Genomic DNA, 19,135 nt, shown 5'->3' on the forward strand with positions numbered 1-19,135 from the left:
TTCCTTCGTGGAGGAGTCTTGATAGTTGTGAAAAGGAGGAGATCCCATGTACATCATTCATGCAACCCTTGAGGTGGATCCACAGAAAAAGCCGGAATTCCTGGAGGCGACAAGAGCGCTTATGGAAGGTTCCCGTGAAGAAGAAGGCAACGTGTCCTATAATCTCATGAAAGACACAGAAAAAGAAAACGTCTATCAGATGATTGAAATTTGGAAAGATGCCGCCGCTATGGAGGAGCACAATAAATCCTCCCATCTGCAGAACTTCGTCAAAAAAGCGAAGGAACTGCTGACTGCACCGATGGATTTGAATATTTATGAAGGAAACAAGGTAGAGAAATAAACCGGATCCCCTGTGCGGCTCGCTGCATGGGGGTTTTTCTATGAAACCTTGACGAGACTTCCTGTTCTTCCTCTATAATGAAGGAAGGGAGGATCGTTTTTTATGAGTTTTGCACGAACATTCAGTTACTTATTCTGTTTCCTTGTCTTGTGGAGTCTGCTTTCTATTTATGATTACATAGCTGGAGATTCGATTCTATGGGAGGAGAACGTGAAAGCTTCCATCGTCGTCATAGTTTTTTATTCGCTGCTTTATCACTTGCTGCAGACGTTGAAGCGTTCCAAAACAGGAGGAGAGCGCTTATGAACATAGGACCGGTCAATCATTATTTGTTTTCTGTCGCCGATTTGGACCGCTCGATCACTTTTTACCGGGAGGTTTTCCAAGCGAAGTTACTCGTGAAGGGGAGGACGACGGCTTATTTGGATTTGAACGGAATGTGGCTTGCTTTGAATGAGGAAAAGAATATTCCGCGGGAAGAGATTCATCAGTCCTATACCCATATCGCGTTTACGATTGCAGAAGAGGAAGTGGAGTCCGCATATGAGGAGCTTCTTGAACTCGGTGTCCCCATACTAAGCGGCAGGCCGAGGGACACACGGGACGGCAGCTCGATCTATTTCACAGATCCCGACGGGCATAAGTTCGAACTCCACACCGGTACGCTCGAAAAGCGGCTCGCGTATTATAAAGAGGCGATGCCCCATATGAAATTTTATACATAAGATAAAAAGAAGAAGGTGGGACCAGCAATCTGGTTCCACCTTCTTTTTATCTTCTTTGGGAGGAAGAGAGGTCGGCTGCTTCTTCCTACAGCTCTACTTCTGCTGCATTTTCCGCAGAGGCTCCCTGCGGTGCGTCGTACGTCACATACGTGCCGGCGATGAAATCATGGACAGCTCGCTTATCGTCCCTCATCCCGACCATGAAAGCACTGACGATCAGGGCGATGCCCAAGGTCACGACATACACGAGTCCTGCTACCACTTCCCTCAACAGCATGGTGCCGAGCGAGACTTCGCTCCCATCTGCTTTCACTACCCGCATGCCGCCTGTGATTCGCTTTCCAATCGTGTATCCCGACCATATTGTCGGAACCAGAACCCAATAAAGCAGACCGATGACGTTGGTCGGACGATACTCATCCGTGGAGGTGAAGCTGCCATAGATGAGCCAGGAGACCAGACTGATGACAAGGAAAAGAATCAATCCATCCAGAAGTCTCGCCCCGACCCTCACCCAAAAACCAGCAGGATTACTCATGGACTACCACTCCTTTATTATATTCCTTGGTACTATTTACCTTTTATGTGAAAAGTTAAAACTTCCTAAGTTTTAGAAAAAAATGATATAGGCAAAAGCCTTGTATTACAGGCTCATCCACTTATCCTAAGTATTTGTACTCTTGCAAATATGTGGAATTATTGTTAAATTAATTGAAAATTATAAAAATTGACAAAAAAGGGGGAGTCGGGATGAAGTTATACCTTTCCGTTGATATGGAAGGGATCACGGGTATTCCAGATCACACGTTCGTCGATTCGTCGAAGCACAATTACGAACGGGCAAGAAAAATAATGACGGAAGAAGTCAATTACGTCCTACATACGGCCTATGAAAACGGAGCCACGGAAATTCTCGTCAATGACAGCCATTCCAAAATGAATAATCTGCTTATCGATGACCTGCATCCGGACGTTCTCTTGATTACGGGAGGAGCGAAACCTTATTCGATGGTCGAAGGGCTCGATGAGAGCTTCGACGGAGCGATGTTCATCGGCTACCATGCACGCGCAGCCATGAAAGGGGTACTGTCCCACTCCATGACCTTCGGGGTCCGTAACTTTTACGTGGACGAGAGGGCGGTGGGGGAACTCGGCTTCAATGCCTACATGGCAGGTCACTACGGTGTGCCTGTCCTGATGGTCGCAGGGGATGATCAGGCTGCGATGGAAGCGGAAGACCTCCTGCCGAACGTGACGACGGCAGCTGTCAAAGAAACGATCACACGGGCAGCCGTCAAGAGCCTTACTCCGAGAAAAGCGGGAGAACTGCTGCAGCAGAAAACGAAAGAAGCGATACATAACCGATCCAACGTTCCACCTTTACGAGCGTCGGAAAGTCCGGCGCTCGCCATTGAATTCATGAATTATGGACAAGCCGAGTGGGCGGCCATGATGCCGGGGGCCGTTCTGGCATCCGATTCGACGACCGTCCACTTTCAAGCCCGGGATATCAAGGAAGCCTATCAGGCGATGCTCGTCATGACAGACCTCGCTATGCGGGCCACATCAAGCTAGGAGGGGACAGCTGTGTTTACCTATATTTTGAAACGCTTCGCCTATATGGTCGTGACGGTGTTCATCATCGCCACGCTCACGTTTTTCCTGATGAATGCCATTCCGGGGTCTCCACTTAACGAAGAGCGGACGACGAATGCAGCCGTCCAGCAGAACCTGGAGGAGTTCTACCACCTCGATGAACCACTTGCCGTCCAGTATGTTCTCTATTTGAAATCGATTGTGACGCTTGATTTCGGTCCATCGATCAAGCAGCCGAATGATTCGGTGAACTCGCTGCTGAGCAGAGGTTTTCCGATTTCTGCAGAGCTCGGGATATGGACGATATTGATTGCCGTCGTATCCGGAATCGTCCTCGGTGTGCTGGCCGCGCTTAAACATAACGGCGTCATTGATTACTTGGCGATGACACTCGCCGTTCTTGGGATCTCCATTCCAAACTTCGTACTTGCGACCTTCCTGATCCAGCAGCTGGCGGTCAATGCAGGACTTCTGCCTGCGGCGACGTGGAGTTCGCCCCAGCACATGATTCTTCCGATCATTGCACTTGCGACCGGTCCGATGGCAATTATCGCCCGTTTGACCAGATCGAGCATGCTGGAGACGCTGACGCAGGATTATATTAAGACGGCCAGGGCAAAAGGATTGTCGCCTTTCAAAGTCGTCGTGAAGCATGCGTTAAGGAATGCGCTCATGCCCGTTGTAACCATACTCGGGACGCTGCTTGCCGGTATCTTAACCGGGACGTTCGTCATCGAGAAGATCTTTGCCATCCCGGGGATGGGCAAATATTTCGTCGAAGGAATCAACCAGCGGGATTATCCAGTCATCATGGGAACGACGGTCTTCTACAGCGCATTTCTCGTTTTCATGCTGTTCCTTGTAGACATCGCCTACGGAATACTCGATCCTCGAATCAAATTACATAAAGAAGGGGGCCGATGACGGAATGCCGGCTTTAGAGAAAGAACACACAAACAACCACCACTCATCGATCCCCGATGAATGGTTCCGTCCGAAGGAGAAGGACTTGGAAGAGGCAGAATCGGTCGTCCGGCCGTCTCTGTCCTACTGGGCCGATGCCTGGCGGAGACTCAGACAGAACAAGCTTGCCATGTTCGGACTCGTTTTCCTTGTGCTGCTCGGCATCATGGCGGTGATCGGTCCATGGATTTCCCCGCACAGCGTGTCGGAGACGCAGCTGGCCAACCAAAACCAGGCGCCTTCTGCGAGCCACTGGTTCGGCACGGATGAACTCGGCCGGGACGTCTTCACTCGTACATGGTACGGGGCGAGAATTTCCTTATTCGTCGGTCTCATGGCGGCCCTGATCGATTTCTTCATCGGCGTCGCCTACGGAGGGATTTCCGGGTATAAGGGCGGCCGCACGGATAACGTGATGATGCGGATCATTGAAATCCTCTACGGTCTTCCTTATCTGCTTGTCGTTATCCTGCTGCTCGTCGTGATGGGTCCAAGTCTTTTGACCATCATCATCGCACTCACCGTCACCGGCTGGGTAGGGATGGCGAGGATTGTCCGCGGACAGGTCCTGCAGTTGAAACACAATGAATTTGTCATGGCATCCCAGTCGTTCGGAGCGAAGACGAAGCGGATCATCCGGAAGAACCTGCTTCCGAACACGATGGGCCCGATCATCGTACAGATGACGCTGACAGTTCCATCCGCGATCTTCGCGGAAGCCTTTCTCAGCTTCCTCGGACTCGGCATTCAGTCGCCGTACGCGAGCTGGGGAATGATGGCGAACGACGCGCTTGGAGTCATTCTTTCCGGAGACTGGTGGCGCCTGTTCTTCCCGGCGTTCTTCATATCTGCAACGATGTTCGCGTTTAACGTACTCGGAGACGGGCTGCAGGACGCCCTCGATCCAAGACTTAGGAGGTAGAAGATGGAGAAGATATTGGACATCCGCGACCTCCACGTCTCCTTCACCACATTCGGTGGTGAAGTGCAGGCGGTTCGAGGCGTGAATTTAGAATTGTATCAGGGGGAGACGCTCGCGATCGTCGGCGAATCCGGCTGCGGCAAGAGTGTCACGGCAAACAGCATTATGCGGCTCATTCCGGAACCTCCGGGACGGATCAAACAGGGGTCGATTTTGTTCAAGGGACAGGACATGACGAAGCTGTCCCAGAAGCAGATCCGCAGCATCCGCGGGGTCGACATATCGATGATCTTCCAGGATCCGATGACAGCGCTGAACCCCACGCTCACGGTTGGAGATCAATTGACGGAAGGATTGAAGCAGCACAGAAAGATATCGAATAAAGAAGCGAAGGCACAGGCCGTTTCCATGCTCAACCTTGTCGGTATTCCGAACCCGGATGAGCGGATGAAGCAGTATCCCCACCAATTCAGCGGTGGGATGAGACAGCGTATCGTCATTGCCATGGCACTGATCTGTGAACCGGAGCTGTTGATTGCGGATGAGCCGACGACGGCACTCGATGTGACGATCCAGGCCCAGATTCTTCAGCTGTTCCGCAAGATTCAGAAGGAGACGGGAGTGTCGATCATTTTGATCACCCATGATCTCGGTGTCGTTGCGAAAATCGCCGACAGGATCGCGGTCATGTATGCCGGGAAGGTCGTTGAGACGGGGACGAGGCGGGAAATATTCTATACACCGAATCATCCTTATACGAAAGGCTTGCTGCACTCGGTCCCGCGTCTCGATCAAAAAGGAGAGAAATTGATTCCGATCGAAGGCACTCCGCCGGATCTTTTCGCTCCACCGGAAGGGTGCCCGTTCACGGCCCGCTGTCCGGCAGCGATGGAAGTATGCGGCAGAGTCCAGCCGGTTCACACCGAGCTTAGTACCACCCACGCAGTCGAATGCTGGCTGCAGGATGAACGGGCTCGCACTTATATGGCAACAATAAAAGGATCATAAAAAAGAGGGGGAGCACGTATGAAAAAGTGGTTGACGTTAATCATGGGGATTGTACTTGTCGCGATGCTGGCGGCTTGTACGGCAAATGAGAGTTCTAGTGAAGGATCAGATGAAGGGGACGGCTCGGAGGAGAGCGGTACGAAGACGCTTCTCATCAATAACGGGGAAGAGCCGACGTCGTTCGACCCGCCGATGGGCTTTGATAACTTGTCCTGGAATGCCTTGAACAACTTGATGGAAGGTATGACCCGTCTGGGTAAAGATCATTCTCCACAGCCTGCAACGGCAGAGGAATGGGAAGTGTCGGAAGACGGAAAAGTGTACACGTTTAAAATCCGTGATGATGCGGCATGGTCCAACGGCGATGACGTGACGGCAGGGGATTTTGAGTACGCCTGGAAGCGTCTGCTGGATCCCGAAACGGCTTCACCAGCTGCGTTCCTCGGTTACTTCATTGAAGGTGGAGAAGCATTCAACACAGGGGATGGAACAGCGGATGACGTCATGGTGGAAGCGGTCAGCGATAAAGAGTTGAAAGTGACGCTGAAAGCACCGACCGGCTACTTCCTTCACGTCATCTCCAATCCGGCATTCTTCCCGATCAATCAGTCGGTGGCAGAAGAGAATCCGGAATGGTACACCGAAGCGGACAGCTTCGTCGGTAACGGACCATTCACGCTTGATCAATGGAAGCATGACAGCGAAATGGTCTTTAAGAAGAGTGAAAACTACTGGGATAACGAAACCGTTCAATTGGATGAAGTCAAATGGTCCATGGTTCCTGATGAGAATACGGAATATCAGATGTATAAGAGCGGCGAGCTCGACACGTCCTACATCCCGGCAGAGCTTGCTGATGAGTTGATGGATAGTGAAGAAGTCAACATCACGGATCAGGCGGGAACGTATTTCTACCGTTTCAACGTCAATGAAGAGCCGTTCCAGAATAAAAAGATCAGACAGGCGTTCGCCATGGCTGTGAACCAGCAGGACATCGTCGATTATGTTACGAAGAACGGCGAAGAGCCGGCATACGGCTTCGTGTCCTACGGATTTGAAGGGCCGTCCGGGGATGATTTCCGTGAGCATAACGGCGACCTGATCGAATTCAATGCAGAGGAAGCGAAGAAATTACTGGAAGAGGGAATGGAAGAAGAAGGTTATGATGAACTTCCTGCTGTCACCCTTTCCTACAACACAAGTGAAGATCATAAGAAAGTAGCGGAAACCATCCAACAAATGTTCAAGGAAAATCTGGATGTCGATGTGACCCTTGAAAATGCGGAATGGAACGTGTTCCTGGAAGCGCAGAAGAACTTGGAGCACCAGCTTTCCAGAAGTTCCTTCCTTGCTGACTATGCAGACCCGATCAACTTCCTGGAGAGCTTCATCTCCGACTCCTCCATGAACCGGACCGGCTGGTCAAATGAAGAGTACGATCAGTTGATTGCCGATGCGAAAGCGGAGACGGATGAAGCGAAGCGCTGGGAGCTGATGTATGAAGCAGAGAAAGTGTTGTTCGAAGAAATGCCGATCTTCCCGATTCACTTCTACAACCAAGTGCTGCTGGAGAAAGATTCCGTTTCAGATATCGTCCGTCACCCGGTCGGATATCTTGAATTGAAATGGGCAGATAAGAAGTAAGGATCAACGAAAAGAGGCAGCCGTTTTCCGTCACGGAAAGACTGCCTCTTTTTCTTTTACATAACCGGTATGTTTATAGAAAGGAAGGGTGAGAGATTTGAAGATAGCCTCCATAGACACCTACCCGATAGCTGTTCCGCTTCATAAACCGTTCAAGACGGCGCTCCGGACCGTGACGGTTGCACAATCCATCTATGTGAAGGTGACGTGCGACAACGGGATCACCGGCTGGGGCGAAGCGCCGCCGACCCACGTCATAACAGGAGAAAGTCTCGTAAGTATCGAGCACACCATCCGCACGATCCTGGCCCCTGTTCTCCTTGGAGAATCCGTGCTTAACAGAGACTCTTTATTTGGAGCTCTTCATGCAAGCTGTGTCGGTAATACAAGTGCCAAGGCAGCGGTCGATATCGCGATCCATGACTGTCTCGCCCGCTTCTGCCGGCTTCCCCTTTATCAGTTTCTCGGAGGGGCGAAGCGGATGCTTGAGACCGACTATACGGTCAGCGTCAATGAGCCGGAGGAGATGGCGGACGATGCCGAACAATATATAAAAGACGGTTTCCGTACGCTCAAGGTGAAGGTCGGGAAAGACTCGATCGACAAGGACATAGAAAGGATCCGGGCAATTCGCAGCCGGATCGGGGACGATGCTGCAATCCGCCTTGATGCCAATCAGGGATGGAGTGCGAAAGACGCCATCCGCGCCATCCGGCGGATGGAAGAACTGAATCTGCCGATCGAACTCGTCGAGCAGCCGGTGAAGGCAGGAGATATAGAAGGACTGAAGCAGGTGACGGACGCAACCCATACGATCGTCATGGCTGATGAAAGCGTCTTTTCACCGGCGGACGCAAAGCGGGTCCTTGAAACAAGAAGTGCCGATATGATCAATATTAAGCTGATGAAATCAGGCGGCATCCATCAAGCATGTAAAATCAACTCCATGGCAGAAAGCTGCGGCATCCCGTGCATGGTCGGTTCAATGATTGAAACGAAGCTCGGGATCACGGCTGCCGCCCATTTTGCTGCTGGATTGAATAATGTAACCAAGGTCGATTTCGATGCACCGCTCATGCTGACGGGAGATCCAATCGTCGGTGGTGTCGTGTACAACCGTGCCGTTATGACTATGCCCGATGAACCAGGGCTTGGAATCGATGAGGTGCGGTTCCAGGAACACGTCCTATCATAGAGAAGAAAAGGGGGAAGACACGATGAATCAACAGAAGAGAATCTGGATCGTCTCGGCACCGGTCGCAACGGTATGGACATCACCGGAGTCCCCGCGACCGATCGACGAACAGGGATTAGAGCGCACGTTTTCTGTGAAGAAGTGGCTGGAGGAGTTGGATGACCCGGCGAAGCATGCCATGTGTGACGATAACCTCGTCCAATCCCAGCTGCTTTACGGTGAACGTGTCCTTGTCGATGAGGTGGAGGGTGACTGGGCGAAGGTCATCATTCCGAGTCAGCCCTCGAGCAAGGATGCGCGTGGATATCCAGGCTACGTGCCGTGCCGCCAATTGACAGAGGTGCCGGAAGCGGACTGGAAAGGCGTCGATCTGGTCGTCGTCCATACAAAAGCAACTATCCTTTACGACGAGAAAAAACAGCCGCTGTTTGAAATCAGCTTTTTGACCGAGCTTCCTTTCCTGTATGAGGAAGACTCGTTCATCCGGGTCCGACTGGCGGATGGGGAAGGCTATGTAAGCAGAGAAGATGCACGAAGCAAACCGAAGGATATCCGGGAGGGAAGCGGGGCGTCCATCATAAAGACGGCAGAGGCTTTTAAGGGTCTTCCGTATTTCTGGGGCGGAATGAGCGCGTTCGGTTATGACTGCTCCGGTTTCGCCTACAACATGCACAAAGCGCAGGGTCACGTTATTCCGCGTGATGCGTCCGACCAGGCCGTCCATGGCATAGACATCCCGTTGGATCGCGTCGAACCGGGGGATCTATTATTCTTTGCTTATGAAGAAGGAAAAGGCAGGATCCACCACGTCGGTTTCTATTACGGACATGGAAAGATGCTGCATTCCCCGAATATCGGCAAGGCGATTGAAATCATAGATTTGCAGGGTTCTGATTACGAGAAGGAATGGTGCATCGCAAGAAGGTATGGGACAGAAGAGGGGGCATCTTGATGGACAGAGAAAAAGTGTTGGAAGTTAAACAGTTGAAGAAGCACTTCCATTTAGGAAAAGGGCGGACGTTGAAAGCGGTGGACGGCGTCAGCTTCGATATATACAAAGGCGAAACGTTCGGTCTTGTCGGGGAATCCGGGTGTGGGAAATCGACGACAGGAAGGACGATTATGAATCTCTATGACCGTACGGATGGAGAAGTGCTCTATCAAGGGAAAAGCGTCCACGGTAGAAATCCGAAAGAACAATTCCACCTGAAACGGAACATGCAGATGATCTTTCAGGACCCATATGCTTCCTTGAATCCACGATCGACAGTTGCGGAGATCATAGCCGAACCGATGGAAATCCACGGTCTGTTTTCCACTGGGCGAGAACGGACGGAGCGGGTCTATGAGCTGTTGGAAGAGGTCGGACTGAACCGGGATCATGCCAACCGCTATCCGCACGAATTCAGCGGCGGCCAGCGTCAGAGGATTGGAATCGCACGGGCGCTTGCGCTGGATCCGGATATCGTCATCGCAGATGAACCGATATCGGCATTGGATGTGTCTGTTCAAGCCCAGGTCGTCAACCTGCTCGAAAGGCTGCAGGAAGAGAAGGGGCTTACCTATTTATTCATCGCCCACGACCTATCGATGGTCCAGCACATCTCGGACCGGATCGGTGTCATGTATCTTGGTCATCTAGTGGAGCTGACGAGCAGCGATCGTCTGTACGCGAACCCGCTGCACCCCTATACAAAAGGGCTCTTATCTGCGATTCCCATTCCCGATCCGGACCTTGAGGATGCCCGGGAGCAGGTGCTGATCGAGGGGGAAATCCCAAGTCCGATCGATCCACCGAGCGGCTGCGTCTTCCGGACCCGGTGTCCTGTCGCCATGGACATCTGCGCACAGAAGGTACCCGTGTGGCAGGAGGCCGAAGAAGGGCACCATGTCGCCTGTCATTTGTACGATGAGGAGCACAAGGAAGCCGTTCAGGAACAGAGATCGGACCGGAAAGCGTCGACGCTGTCATAGTTCACTTTTTTTCTTTTTTGAAAGGACGGTATAGAGGATGTAAAAGGCGACAGCGATGACACCGATCAGACGGAAGGTCCGATAACCAAAGTCTCCAACCACCAGATCATACATGAGAAATCCGACTAAAACGGCACTACAGATTGCAAACAGCGTGATTTTGGTTGTTCTGCTCACAGTCTACCTCCTTTACTCTTCCTATTTTCACTATAACCTTTGACAGGAAATGTAAAACGCCCGTGGAGCATCGAGCTCCCGGGCGTTTTTTTTACTATCGTTTCTCCCATTCATTCGTATCAAAATCGAGCGGCTTCTTGTTGATTTTTGCTCCCTCTACGTACCAGCCCCGGTTGTTGACGGCGGTATCTGTTTCATACGTGAAGCGGATAAATTTGGTGTCTTTCGGCAGAGAGAAGTCCTTATGAACCCAATCATCGCTTTCCCCGGTAAATACCTCCAACTCTTCCCAATTCTCGCCGTCCGTCGATCGTTCCAGGCGGCCATTGTCATAGGTGTTTTCGATGCGGTACCACGTATCGAAGGAAAGAGTGGCAGCTTTCTTCAAATCGACTTCTGCCGTCATCGATCTGGCCAGCTTGTCGCCATAACCGGCAAACCATCGTTCGGCCTTCTTCGTGGAAGACGCTACCGGTATGGCATCAGCGACCTGTCTGGCGAACGCACGTCTCGTCGGGGAGGTTGATACCGTTTCCCGTGTCGGGTGCACCCGGTTCGTCAACAGGATCGCAACGGTCTGGTTCGCCGGATTGACGACGATCGACGTTCCTGTATAGCCGGTGTGACCGAACGTAGACGGGGAAGAGAGAGCATCCATGAACCAGCCCTGCTGAAGCTCCCATCCGAGCCCGTGGTCATCGCCGGGAAACTGTGGGATCCGGTTTTCCGTGAGCAGCTCGACCGTTTCCGGTTCAAGGATTCTGGTGCCGCCGTATTTTCCTTCCATCAAAAACATATGAGCGAATTTGCCGAGGTCGGAAGCAGTCGAGAAGACGCCTGCATGGCCGGCGACACCGTCCAGGGACCAGGCACTCTCATCATGCACTTCTCCCCAGACGAGTCCGCGCTCGGTCCACGGCTGGTATTCCGTTGCGGCTATGCGGGCCTTGAGCTGTGCTGGTGGATTGTACATCGTGTCGTTCATTTGAAGCGGTCCGGTTATTTCCTGTTTGACGAAGGTGTCGAGACGCATGCCGGACAGACGTTCAATTAGTGCGCCGAGCGTGATCATGTTGAGGTCGCTGTACGTGTATGTAGATCCCGGGGCATTTTCAAGCGGGTATTGGAGCACGTGCTGGATCCGGTCGTCCCGGTCTCCGTCGACTTGGTAGAGGGGAATCCATGGTGTGAATCCGGAGGTGTGGGTCATCAACTGCTCAATCGTCACGTCTTCTTTGCCGTTGGCAGCGAAACCCGGCAGATACTTGGCGACGGGGTCGTCCAATTTGAACTTCCCGTCTTCATACAGCTTCATGGCGGCGGTCGTCGTGAAGATTTTGCTGATGGAGGCGAGGTCGAAAATGGTATGCTCCGTCATTTTGATCGGACTTTTTACTTCTGTGAAGGCATCATCCTTATACCGGAGAGCGTAGCCGTAGGCTTCCTGCTGAACAATGTGGCCCCGGCGGGCGACGAAGGTTACAGCACCCGGCATCACCTGATCGGCTATCGCCTGCTCGATCAACGGATCGATTGCTTTCAGCGGTCCGCTTCTCATACCTGCTCCGCGGATAGAACCGGGATGCAGGACGGGAGAGGAAGGAAGCGGATGGTCCCACGAAGATGCCGGGAAAGACGGGCGGTGGACAGAGGCATGCGGGTTTTCTTTTTTCTCCATCTCGATCGACGGACCTTCGACCGCTTCAAGCGTGGAGCCGGGCATCATAGCTGCGCCCATGGCAGTGACGAGGACGAGTGACATCGTTCTTTTTTTCATACGATCCCTCCTGTATTTTCCATCTTCTTCTTAATCATAGGGGCAGGAGTCGACAAAGTCCATGACGCGTACGTCACGAAAACGACAAATTAATGTTTGGAAATATAACCATTTTCTCCTTTAAGTAACAGGTCTTTTTTCCTAATTGTCAGAAAAAAAGCAGTACTTGCAAAAGGATAGAGAATGCGGTCGTAACAGGGATTGTAGAGGATATTTCTTCTTCTCAAAAACTGATAATAGTTCTCAACTACCGTTGACATTGAAAATCATTATCAATTACGATATCGATAGGTTAACGAACAGAAGAGACAAGGAGCTGAATGAAATGAGTATCCAAACAAAAAAATCCAATAAACAATTATTAGATCAGCAGGAACGAAGAGAATCCAATGCGCGCTCTTATCCGCGCCGTATTCCATTAGCCATCCGGGAAGCGGAAGGCATCTACATAACCGACGTCGAAGGGAAGCGCTACATCGACTGTCTTGCCGGTGCCGGTACGCTAGCCCTCGGTCACAACCATCCTGTCGTCATCGAAGCGATGGAGAAGGTCCTTCGTGACCGCCTGCCGCTTCACACGCTTGATATTACGACAGAAGTAAAAGAAAGCTTCGTCGACGAACTGTTCGAAAGCCTCCCGGACGACTTCCGGGAGCGGGCGAAGGTACAGTTCTGCGGACCTACAGGAGGAGATGCCATCGAAGCAGCGCTGAAGCTTGCAAAGACGGCGACAGGAAGACAGAGCATCCTGACCTTCCAGGGCGGCTATCACGGAGCGACGCATGGAACGATGTCCATAAGCGGCAACCTTGCTCCGAAGCGGCATGTACAGGGATTGATGCCGGATACCCACTTCCTGCCGTATCCATACGAGTACCGCTGCCCGTTCGGTAAAGGCGGGGACGAGGGACAGGCGCTGAGCGCCACCTATATCGAACAGCTGCTGGACGATCCGGAGAGCGGCATTCTTCCCCCGGCAGCGATGATCTTCGAAACGGTCCAGGGCGAAGGGGGAGCTATCCCTGCTCCGATTGAATGGCTAAAGGAAATGCGCCGGATTACGAAGGAGCGGGGGATTCCATTGATCATCGACGAAGTCCAGACAGGGATCGGCCGCACAGGGCGACTGTTCTCCTTCGAGCATGCCGGCATCGTACCGGACGCCTTCGTTCTATCGAAAGCGATCGGCGGCAGCCTGCCGTTATCCGTCGTCGTGTACGACAGGGAGCTGGACGCATGGGAACCGGGCGCCCATATCGGGACGTTCCGAGGCAACCAGATGGCGATGGCCGCCGGAACAGCGACATTGCAATACGTGAAAGAGCAGCGTTTATCGGAACATGCGGAAAAGATGGGTACGAAGCTGATGAAAGCATTGAAAGACATGCAGCGTGATTTCCCGGCGATCGGCGACGTCCGCGGGAGAGGATTGATGATCGGAATGGAAATGGTCGACCCGGAAGGAAAAGCATCGATCCAGGGCAGCCTGCCGGCAGACGCGGCAGTCGCAAGCCGTATTCAAAAGGAATGCTTCGACCGCGGGTTAATCCTTGAAGTAGGTGGAAGGCACGGCGCCGTCGTCCGGTTCCTGCCGCCGCTGATCATTACCGAAGCACAAATCGATGACGTGGTGGCGATTCTCCGAGAAGCGACTGCTGCTGCGACGGCGGGGTGAAACGATGACAACGGCATGCAAACAGACGAACACGGCGTTCGATCACCTTTTCCTCCACGGAGAAGCAGGACTTACCGCTTTTCGTAAGCAGATGGAGCTTGTTACAGAAGCGGTGCTGGACGTATATGAAGAGGTCGATCAGCCCTTTATTGGAAAGTCCCATCAGCAGGTCAGATCGGAGATACAAGCGATGGACACGGACTCTGTGAATGGCCGGGCGCTTGAGGACGTATGGAATGAACTTAAGGACCCTGTTTTGAAGAACAGCCTGCACGTCTCCCACCCACAGAGCATGGCCCATCTCCACTGCCCGCCGCTTGTCGCAGGTATAGCGGCAGAGGTGATGATCGGAGCATGGAATCAATCGATGGATTCGTGGGATCAAAGTCCGGCGGCAACGTATGTCGAAGAAATGCTCGTCAAGTACTGGGCGGATCTAGTCCGGTTTCCGGAAGAGGCGGACGGCGTGTTCACAAGCGGCGGGACCCAGTCCAACTATATGGGCATGCTGCTTGCAAGAGACGCATACTGCCTCAAACGGTTCGGACACGACGTCCAGAAAAAGGGGCTCCCGGAGAACTTCCGGAAGCTGCGTGTGCTCTGTTCTGAAGAAGCCCACTTCTCCGTCCGGAAAAGTCTTGCCCAGCTCGGTCTCGGAGAGGATGCCGTCATTCCGGTCGCCGTCAATGAGCATCACCGGATGGACCCGGCCGCTCTGAAGGATACGCTCGATGAAATGGAACAAACAGGACTCCATCCCTTTGCCGTCGCGGCCACGTGCGGGACGACGGATTTCGGCAGCATCGATCCGCTGGAGGAGATTGCGGATATATGCCAAGAGCGAGGCATCTGGTTTCACGTGGACGCTGCCTACGGCGGGGGGCTTCTCTTCAGCCGGGCACACAAAGGGAAGCTTGCGGGACTGGAGCGAGCGGATTCCGTCACGCTTGATTTTCATAAATGGCTGTATCAGCCGATCAGCTGCGGACTGTTCCTGCTGAAGGACGGCGGCCACATGAGGCTCTTGTCCCACCATGCCGACTATTTGAATCCGAAAGCGGACGAAGAGGACGGCATTTTGAATCTCGTCAACAAAAGCGTGCAGACGACGCGGCGCTTTGATGCGCTCAAAGTGCTCGTCACCCTGAAAACGGTCGGGACAGAGCTACTGGGCGACATGGTCGACCAGACGATGGCGACGGCGCGTTTTGCTGCCGATCGCTTAGCCGGCCATCCTGATTTTCTTGTGGAAAATGCCGAACCGGAAATGTCCGCCGTCGTTTTCCAGTACAAAGGGAGCGGAGACGTAGACCGCGGCGTTCTGAACCGGCAGATCCAGCAGGACCTCTTCACCTCAGGGAAGCCGATCATCGCCAAAACGGTGGTTCGGGGAGAAACGTATTTGAAATGCACGATTTTGAATCCGCGGACGACAGAAGCGGATGTGAAGGCAGTCATCGAGGCAGTTCTTGACGCTGCGGACAAACGGACGACAGGAGGAGATTCCCATTGATGAAAGCGAAGGAAACAGCCGAACAGGCGACGATGCAGAGTTTCCTCAATTGCTATGTGAGAGAAACCGAAAATTATGAACGCATCAGCGGAGGAGAAGAAAGGATCCGAATCCCGCTCACGAGACAGAAGATGGTGATCGACGTACCGCTGCAGTATTGGTCACTGACGGGGAGGCACCTCTTCCGTTTCCCGGCCGTCTACTACACCGAGGGCATGGAAGATGCCCACACCCTCGACTACGTGACGATGACGACGCTCCTCGTCAAAGAGTGGCTGATCGGGAACGGGCAGGAATGGGCGGAAGATGAGCTCATCCTGCGGGTGCTCCTCAGCTGCAGGAAAATGAAGGAGTACATCGAAGCGCGGTGGGAAGACCGCCATCAGCTCTCCAGAGAAGACTTCGACTATATCGAAGCGGAGCAGTCGCTGCTGTTCGGTCATCTGCTCCACCCGACACCGAAGAGCAAACAGGGACTGACGGATGCCGAAGACCGAACGTACGCACCCGAGCATAAGGGGATATTCCAACTCGATTATTTCAGTGCGGACCCGGACATCGTCGCGCAGGATTCCAGTCTCGACCGGCCTGCCTCCGTCCTCATTCAGGAGGAAGCGCAGCGGGAAGGGGCGGCAGAGTTTTTGAAAAAAGAGATCGGCGGAGGACGCGTGCTGCTTCCGATGCATCCACTCCAGTCCGCGAGCCTGCTTAAGCGAAAGGATGTACAACGTCTTCTCGAGTCCGGGGCTTTGACTTACCTCGGGCCGGCAGGAGCTTTCTATACGGCGACATCCTCCTTCCGCACCGTTTACAACAGCTCATCCCCGTGGATGTTCAAGTTCTCCGTCCCGGTGAAAATCACCAACTCCCTTCGCTGTAATCAGCTGAAGGAGCTGGACCGCGGGGTAGAGGTATCCCGACTGCTCGCGACCGATCTCGGTACCCGTCTGCAACAAGCGTATCCGGATTTCGATATCATCAAGGACCCGGCATCGATCCGCTTGAAGGACGTCCCCGGCTTCGATGTCATCTTACGTGAGAATCCGTTCGTGGAAAAGCAGGCATCCGGAGTGAGTCTCGTGGCAGCCCTCGTCCAGGATCACGCGTACGGAGACAGATCGCGGATAGCGGGCATCATCCACAGCCTTGCCGAAAAGGAAGGGCGGTCGACGGAAGCGGTCAGCCTCGACTGGTTTGAAAAGTATTTGTCGATCAGCTTCGATCCTATGATGTGGCTGTATTCGACCTACGGAATTGCGCTTGAGGCCCATCAGCAGAATGCCGTCGTCCGCCTGGAAAACGGCTATCCGTCCCGTTTTTATTACCGGGATAACCAGGGATACTATTTCAGCGAGTCGAAAGCGGACCTCCTGAAAGCACTGCTTCCTTCCTTGAACGAAACGAGCGACACGATCTGCGCAGATGATGTGGCGGAAGAACGGATGCGCTATTATTTCTTCTTCAATCATTTATTCGGTCTTATCAACGGCTTCGGAACAAGCGGGCTGATCGAGGAAGAGGTGTTGATGGAAATGCTGAGAGAGCGCCTTCAGCTCCATCCGGAATCTCCTGTCGCCAAAAGCCTGCTTACGGAAGGTAAACTGCCGTGTAAAGCCAATCTTTTGACGAGGCTGTATGACATGGACGAGCTGGAAGGGCCGATGGAAGCGCAGTCCGTGTACACCAACATCGATAACCCGATCGCAGTGAAGGAAGGGACGATCCATGGTGTGTGAGTATGAACGCTATGCGGAAGACATCGGCCGGACGATCGGATTCCGCCGCGCCGGAATCGATGATCTCGCGCTTGTCCATCGCTGGATGCAGGAGGAACACGTCCATCCGTTCTGGAACTTGAATATTCCGCTCGACCGTTTCCGTACCCACTATGAAAAAGCGCTCGCAGACAGCCACCAGACGCTGTATATCGGAACGATTGATGGAGAACCGGTCAGTTATTGGGAGGCCTATTGGGTAAAGGGGGACGTTCTCGAAGGCTCGTATCCCGCCGCCCCATTCGATCAGGGCGTCCACCTGCTGATCGGGGAGAAAGCATACCTTGGTAAAGGCTGTGCCCTGCCTTTCCTCCGCGAAATGGTGCGGTACCAATTCCAGGAGCCTAAGACGGCAAAGGTCGCAGCGGAACCGGATATCCGCAATGAGAAGATGATCCATGTGTTCGAAAGGTGCGGCTTCCGGAGGATAAAGCCGATCCCCCTCCCTGATAAGCAGGCGCAGCTGATGTTTTGTGAACGAGAAGAATTTGAAAAGAGGTGGAACGATGTATACGACACAACCTGTCTATGATGTCATCGGAATCGGGCTCGGGCCGTTCAACTTGGGAATGGCCGCCCTGCTGGACGGGGTAGAGGATGTCCGTGCTGTATTCTTCGAAAGGGAAACGGACTTCCAATGGCACCCTCATATGCTTATCGAAGGTACGACGCTGCAGGTCCCGTTTTTCGCAGACCTTGTCAGCATGGCAGATGTGAAGAGCGAGCACAGCTATTTGAACTACCTGCAGGAACATAACCGTCTCTATCACTTCTACTTCCTGGAGAAATTCCATATTCCGAGGAAGGAATACGACCATTACTGCCGCTGGGTGAGTAAGCGCCTTGATTCCTGCCGGTTCGGCAAAGAGGTGACGGAGGTCCGGATGGTGGAACGGGACGGTCGGAACCTTTATCAAGTGCGGATCCGCGACCTGAGCCGTGGAGAGGAAGAGACCTATATCACCCGTCATATCGTAATGGGGATCGGGACCGAACCGGGTGTGCCGGAAGCTTTCCGGGAAGCACTCGGACCGAACGTCTTCCATACATCGGAATACTTGAAGAGGAAGGAGGAAGCGGAGCTCGACGGGGCTGTGACCGTCATTGGCTCCGGTCAGAGTGCAGCCGAGGTGTTCCTTGATATAGCGAAGCATCAGGAGAACTGCGGCGGCTCGCTTCAATGGTACACCCGGTCGAAGGGCTTCTTCCCGATGGAATATTCCAAGCTCGGGCTGGAGTACTTTTCACCGGACTATATCGACTTCTTCCACGCCCTCCCGCAATGGAAGAAGGACCAGCTGCTGGAGGATCAGAGCCTCTTGTACAAAGGAATAAGCGCTGAGACGATCGCAGACATTTATGATCACCTGTATGAACGGACCGTCGGAGGCAAAAAAACGGAAATCGAGCTCCAGGCGATGACGGAAATGACGGAGCTTGCAGGACGGGGCGGCCGCCTGACCCTGCGCGGATATCAGCGGGTGAGCGGGGAAGCGGTGGAAACCGAAGCGGATGTTGTCATCCTCGGTACCGGCTATCGACAGCGGATTCCGGCCTTTTTCCGAAGCATCGAAGAAGCACTCGTCAAAGATGACCGGGGAAGGCTCGTCATCAACCGGGAGTATGACATCGAAACGACGTTTGAAGCCGAAGGGGACATTTTTGTACAGAACGGGGAGCTCCATACCCACGGCGTCGGTGCACCGGACCTCGGTCTCGGCGCCTACCGGAATGCCGTGATCATCAACCGGATCGCAGGGAGGGACGTGTACCCGGTCGAAGACTCCCACGTATTCCAGACGTTCGGGTCGAAGAAGCAGCCCGCACTTACCCATCCATAATCGAAAG

19 protein-coding genes are annotated in these 19,135 nt (G+C 53.2%); 16 read left to right on the forward strand and 3 right to left on the reverse strand.

The window, feature by feature from the left end; genetic code table 11:
• Positions 1–46: 46 nt before the first annotated feature.
• From M662_RS07215 to fosB, 3 genes are all read left to right on the forward strand, one after another.
• Positions 47–343: a putative quinol monooxygenase gene (locus M662_RS07215; protein WP_026578516.1), complete on the forward strand. Its 297-nt coding sequence runs from the start codon at positions 47–49 to the stop codon at positions 341–343.
• Positions 344–445: 102 nt separating this feature from the next.
• Positions 446–649 carry a hypothetical protein gene (locus M662_RS07220; RefSeq protein ID WP_026578517.1) on the forward strand — a complete coding sequence of 68 codons (204 nt, stop codon included), beginning with the start codon at positions 446–448 and terminating at the stop codon, positions 647–649.
• The gene (fosB, locus tag M662_RS07225; RefSeq protein WP_026578518.1) at positions 646–1,068 is read left to right on the forward strand and encodes a metallothiol transferase FosB; all 423 of its coding nucleotides are present in this window, start codon (positions 646–648) and stop codon (positions 1,066–1,068) included. Before M662_RS07220 ends, fosB begins: the two co-directional genes overlap by 4 nt.
• An 85-nt stretch (positions 1,069–1,153) precedes the next feature.
• Here the strand turns inward: fosB and M662_RS07230 are convergent, their stop codons facing one another.
• Positions 1,154–1,606 (reverse strand): RDD family protein, encoded by a 453-nt coding sequence (locus M662_RS07230; RefSeq protein WP_026578519.1) that lies wholly within the window; start codon positions 1,604–1,606, stop codon positions 1,154–1,156.
• A 212-nt stretch (positions 1,607–1,818) separates the two neighbouring features.
• Between M662_RS07230 and M662_RS07235 the strand changes: the two genes are divergently transcribed.
• The 8 genes from M662_RS07235 to M662_RS07270 all read left to right on the forward strand — a co-directional run bounded on the left by M662_RS07235 (position 1,819) and on the right by M662_RS07270 (position 10,370).
• Complete coding sequence (locus M662_RS07235; RefSeq protein ID WP_008637499.1) at positions 1,819–2,643, forward strand: M55 family metallopeptidase; 825 nt, start codon at positions 1,819–1,821, stop codon at positions 2,641–2,643.
• Positions 2,644–2,655: 12 nt separating this feature from the next.
• Positions 2,656–3,588, forward strand: coding sequence for an ABC transporter permease (locus M662_RS07240; protein WP_008637501.1), 933 nt, complete (start codon positions 2,656–2,658; stop codon positions 3,586–3,588).
• A 4-nt stretch (positions 3,589–3,592) separates the two neighbouring features.
• A complete protein-coding gene (locus M662_RS07245; RefSeq protein ID WP_008637502.1) occupies positions 3,593–4,549 on the forward strand; it encodes an ABC transporter permease in 957 nt (318 codons plus the stop codon).
• A 3-nt stretch (positions 4,550–4,552) separates the two neighbouring features.
• Positions 4,553–5,557, forward strand: coding sequence for an ABC transporter ATP-binding protein (locus M662_RS07250; protein WP_026578520.1), 1,005 nt, complete (start codon positions 4,553–4,555; stop codon positions 5,555–5,557).
• An 18-nt stretch (positions 5,558–5,575) separates the two neighbouring features.
• Positions 5,576–7,201 carry a peptide ABC transporter substrate-binding protein gene (locus tag M662_RS07255; protein ID WP_026578521.1) on the forward strand — a complete coding sequence of 542 codons (1,626 nt, stop codon included), beginning with the start codon at positions 5,576–5,578 and terminating at the stop codon, positions 7,199–7,201.
• Between the two features lie 97 nt (positions 7,202–7,298).
• Positions 7,299–8,396 (forward strand): mandelate racemase/muconate lactonizing enzyme family protein, encoded by a 1,098-nt coding sequence (locus tag M662_RS07260; protein WP_026578522.1) that lies wholly within the window; start codon positions 7,299–7,301, stop codon positions 8,394–8,396.
• A gap of 22 nt (positions 8,397–8,418) precedes the next feature.
• On the forward strand, positions 8,419–9,348 hold the full coding sequence (locus tag M662_RS07265; RefSeq protein WP_026578523.1) for a C40 family peptidase: 930 nt from the start codon (positions 8,419–8,421) through the stop codon (positions 9,346–9,348).
• Positions 9,348–10,370, forward strand: coding sequence for an ABC transporter ATP-binding protein (locus tag M662_RS07270; RefSeq protein WP_026578524.1), 1,023 nt, complete (start codon positions 9,348–9,350; stop codon positions 10,368–10,370). The genes M662_RS07265 and M662_RS07270 overlap by 1 nt, the downstream gene beginning before the upstream one ends.
• On the opposite strand, the gene M662_RS07275 is transcribed toward M662_RS07270, so the two are convergent.
• Positions 10,365–10,547, reverse strand: coding sequence for a hypothetical protein (locus M662_RS07275; protein ID WP_008637508.1), 183 nt, complete (start codon positions 10,545–10,547; stop codon positions 10,365–10,367). The two genes, M662_RS07270 and M662_RS07275, sit on opposite strands and share 6 nt — an antisense overlap.
• Before the next feature lie 94 nt (positions 10,548–10,641).
• Positions 10,642–12,324: a serine hydrolase domain-containing protein gene (locus M662_RS07280; protein WP_026578525.1), complete on the reverse strand. Its 1,683-nt coding sequence runs from the start codon at positions 12,322–12,324 to the stop codon at positions 10,642–10,644.
• Positions 12,325–12,649: 325 nt separating this feature from the next.
• Here M662_RS07280 and M662_RS07285 point away from each other — a divergent pair, with 325 nt between their 5' ends.
• The 5 genes from M662_RS07285 to M662_RS07305 are packed head-to-tail and all read left to right on the forward strand — an operon-like array spanning position 12,650 to position 19,128.
• Positions 12,650–13,999 carry an aspartate aminotransferase family protein gene (locus M662_RS07285; RefSeq protein ID WP_026578526.1) on the forward strand — a complete coding sequence of 450 codons (1,350 nt, stop codon included), beginning with the start codon at positions 12,650–12,652 and terminating at the stop codon, positions 13,997–13,999.
• Complete coding sequence (locus M662_RS07290; RefSeq protein WP_081694929.1) at positions 13,947–15,512, forward strand: pyridoxal phosphate-dependent decarboxylase family protein; 1,566 nt, start codon at positions 13,947–13,949, stop codon at positions 15,510–15,512. Before M662_RS07285 ends, M662_RS07290 begins: the two co-directional genes overlap by 53 nt.
• On the forward strand, positions 15,509–17,248 hold the full coding sequence (locus tag M662_RS07295) for an IucA/IucC family protein (protein WP_026578528.1): 1,740 nt from the start codon (positions 15,509–15,511) through the stop codon (positions 17,246–17,248). Before M662_RS07290 ends, M662_RS07295 begins: the two co-directional genes overlap by 4 nt.
• A 22-nt stretch (positions 17,249–17,270) precedes the next feature.
• Entirely contained in the window at positions 17,271–17,819 is a 549-nt protein-coding gene (locus M662_RS07300; RefSeq protein WP_026578529.1) for a GNAT family N-acetyltransferase, read from the forward strand.
• On the forward strand, positions 17,794–19,128 hold the full coding sequence (locus tag M662_RS07305) for a lysine N(6)-hydroxylase/L-ornithine N(5)-oxygenase family protein (RefSeq protein ID WP_026578530.1): 1,335 nt from the start codon (positions 17,794–17,796) through the stop codon (positions 19,126–19,128). Before M662_RS07300 ends, M662_RS07305 begins: the two co-directional genes overlap by 26 nt.
• Positions 19,129–19,135 lie beyond the last annotated feature (7 nt).

The organism is Bacillus sp. SB49 (genome assembly GCF_000469135.2).
Classification (GTDB): domain Bacteria; phylum Bacillota; class Bacilli; order Bacillales; family Halobacillaceae; genus Halobacillus.

What these genes read in the sequence shown, in the direction of transcription:
- M662_RS07215 (WP_026578516.1), top strand. Translation starts at nt 47, where the DNA reads ATGTACATCATTCATGCAACCCTTGAGGTGGATCCACAGAAAAAGCCG.
- M662_RS07220 (WP_026578517.1), top strand. Translation starts at nt 446, where the DNA reads ATGAGTTTTGCACGAACATTCAGTTACTTATTCTGTTTCCTTGTCTTG.
- fosB (WP_026578518.1), top strand. Translation starts at nt 646, where the DNA reads ATGAACATAGGACCGGTCAATCATTATTTGTTTTCTGTCGCCGATTTG.
- M662_RS07230 (WP_026578519.1), bottom strand. Translation starts at nt 1,606, where the DNA reads ATGAGTAATCCTGCTGGTTTTTGGGTGAGGGTCGGGGCGAGACTTCTG.
- M662_RS07235 (WP_008637499.1), top strand. Translation starts at nt 1,819, where the DNA reads ATGAAGTTATACCTTTCCGTTGATATGGAAGGGATCACGGGTATTCCA.
- M662_RS07245 (WP_008637502.1), top strand. Translation starts at nt 3,593, where the DNA reads ATGCCGGCTTTAGAGAAAGAACACACAAACAACCACCACTCATCGATC.
- M662_RS07250 (WP_026578520.1), top strand. Translation starts at nt 4,553, where the DNA reads ATGGAGAAGATATTGGACATCCGCGACCTCCACGTCTCCTTCACCACA.
- M662_RS07255 (WP_026578521.1), top strand. Translation starts at nt 5,576, where the DNA reads ATGAAAAAGTGGTTGACGTTAATCATGGGGATTGTACTTGTCGCGATG.
- M662_RS07265 (WP_026578523.1), top strand. Translation starts at nt 8,419, where the DNA reads ATGAATCAACAGAAGAGAATCTGGATCGTCTCGGCACCGGTCGCAACG.
- M662_RS07270 (WP_026578524.1), top strand. Translation starts at nt 9,348, where the DNA reads ATGGACAGAGAAAAAGTGTTGGAAGTTAAACAGTTGAAGAAGCACTTC.
- M662_RS07280 (WP_026578525.1), bottom strand. Translation starts at nt 12,324, where the DNA reads ATGAAAAAAAGAACGATGTCACTCGTCCTCGTCACTGCCATGGGCGCA.
- M662_RS07285 (WP_026578526.1), top strand. Translation starts at nt 12,650, where the DNA reads ATGAGTATCCAAACAAAAAAATCCAATAAACAATTATTAGATCAGCAG.
- M662_RS07290 (WP_081694929.1), top strand. Translation starts at nt 13,947, where the DNA reads ATGACGTGGTGGCGATTCTCCGAGAAGCGACTGCTGCTGCGACGGCGG.
- M662_RS07305 (WP_026578530.1), top strand. Translation starts at nt 17,794, where the DNA reads ATGTATACGACACAACCTGTCTATGATGTCATCGGAATCGGGCTCGGG.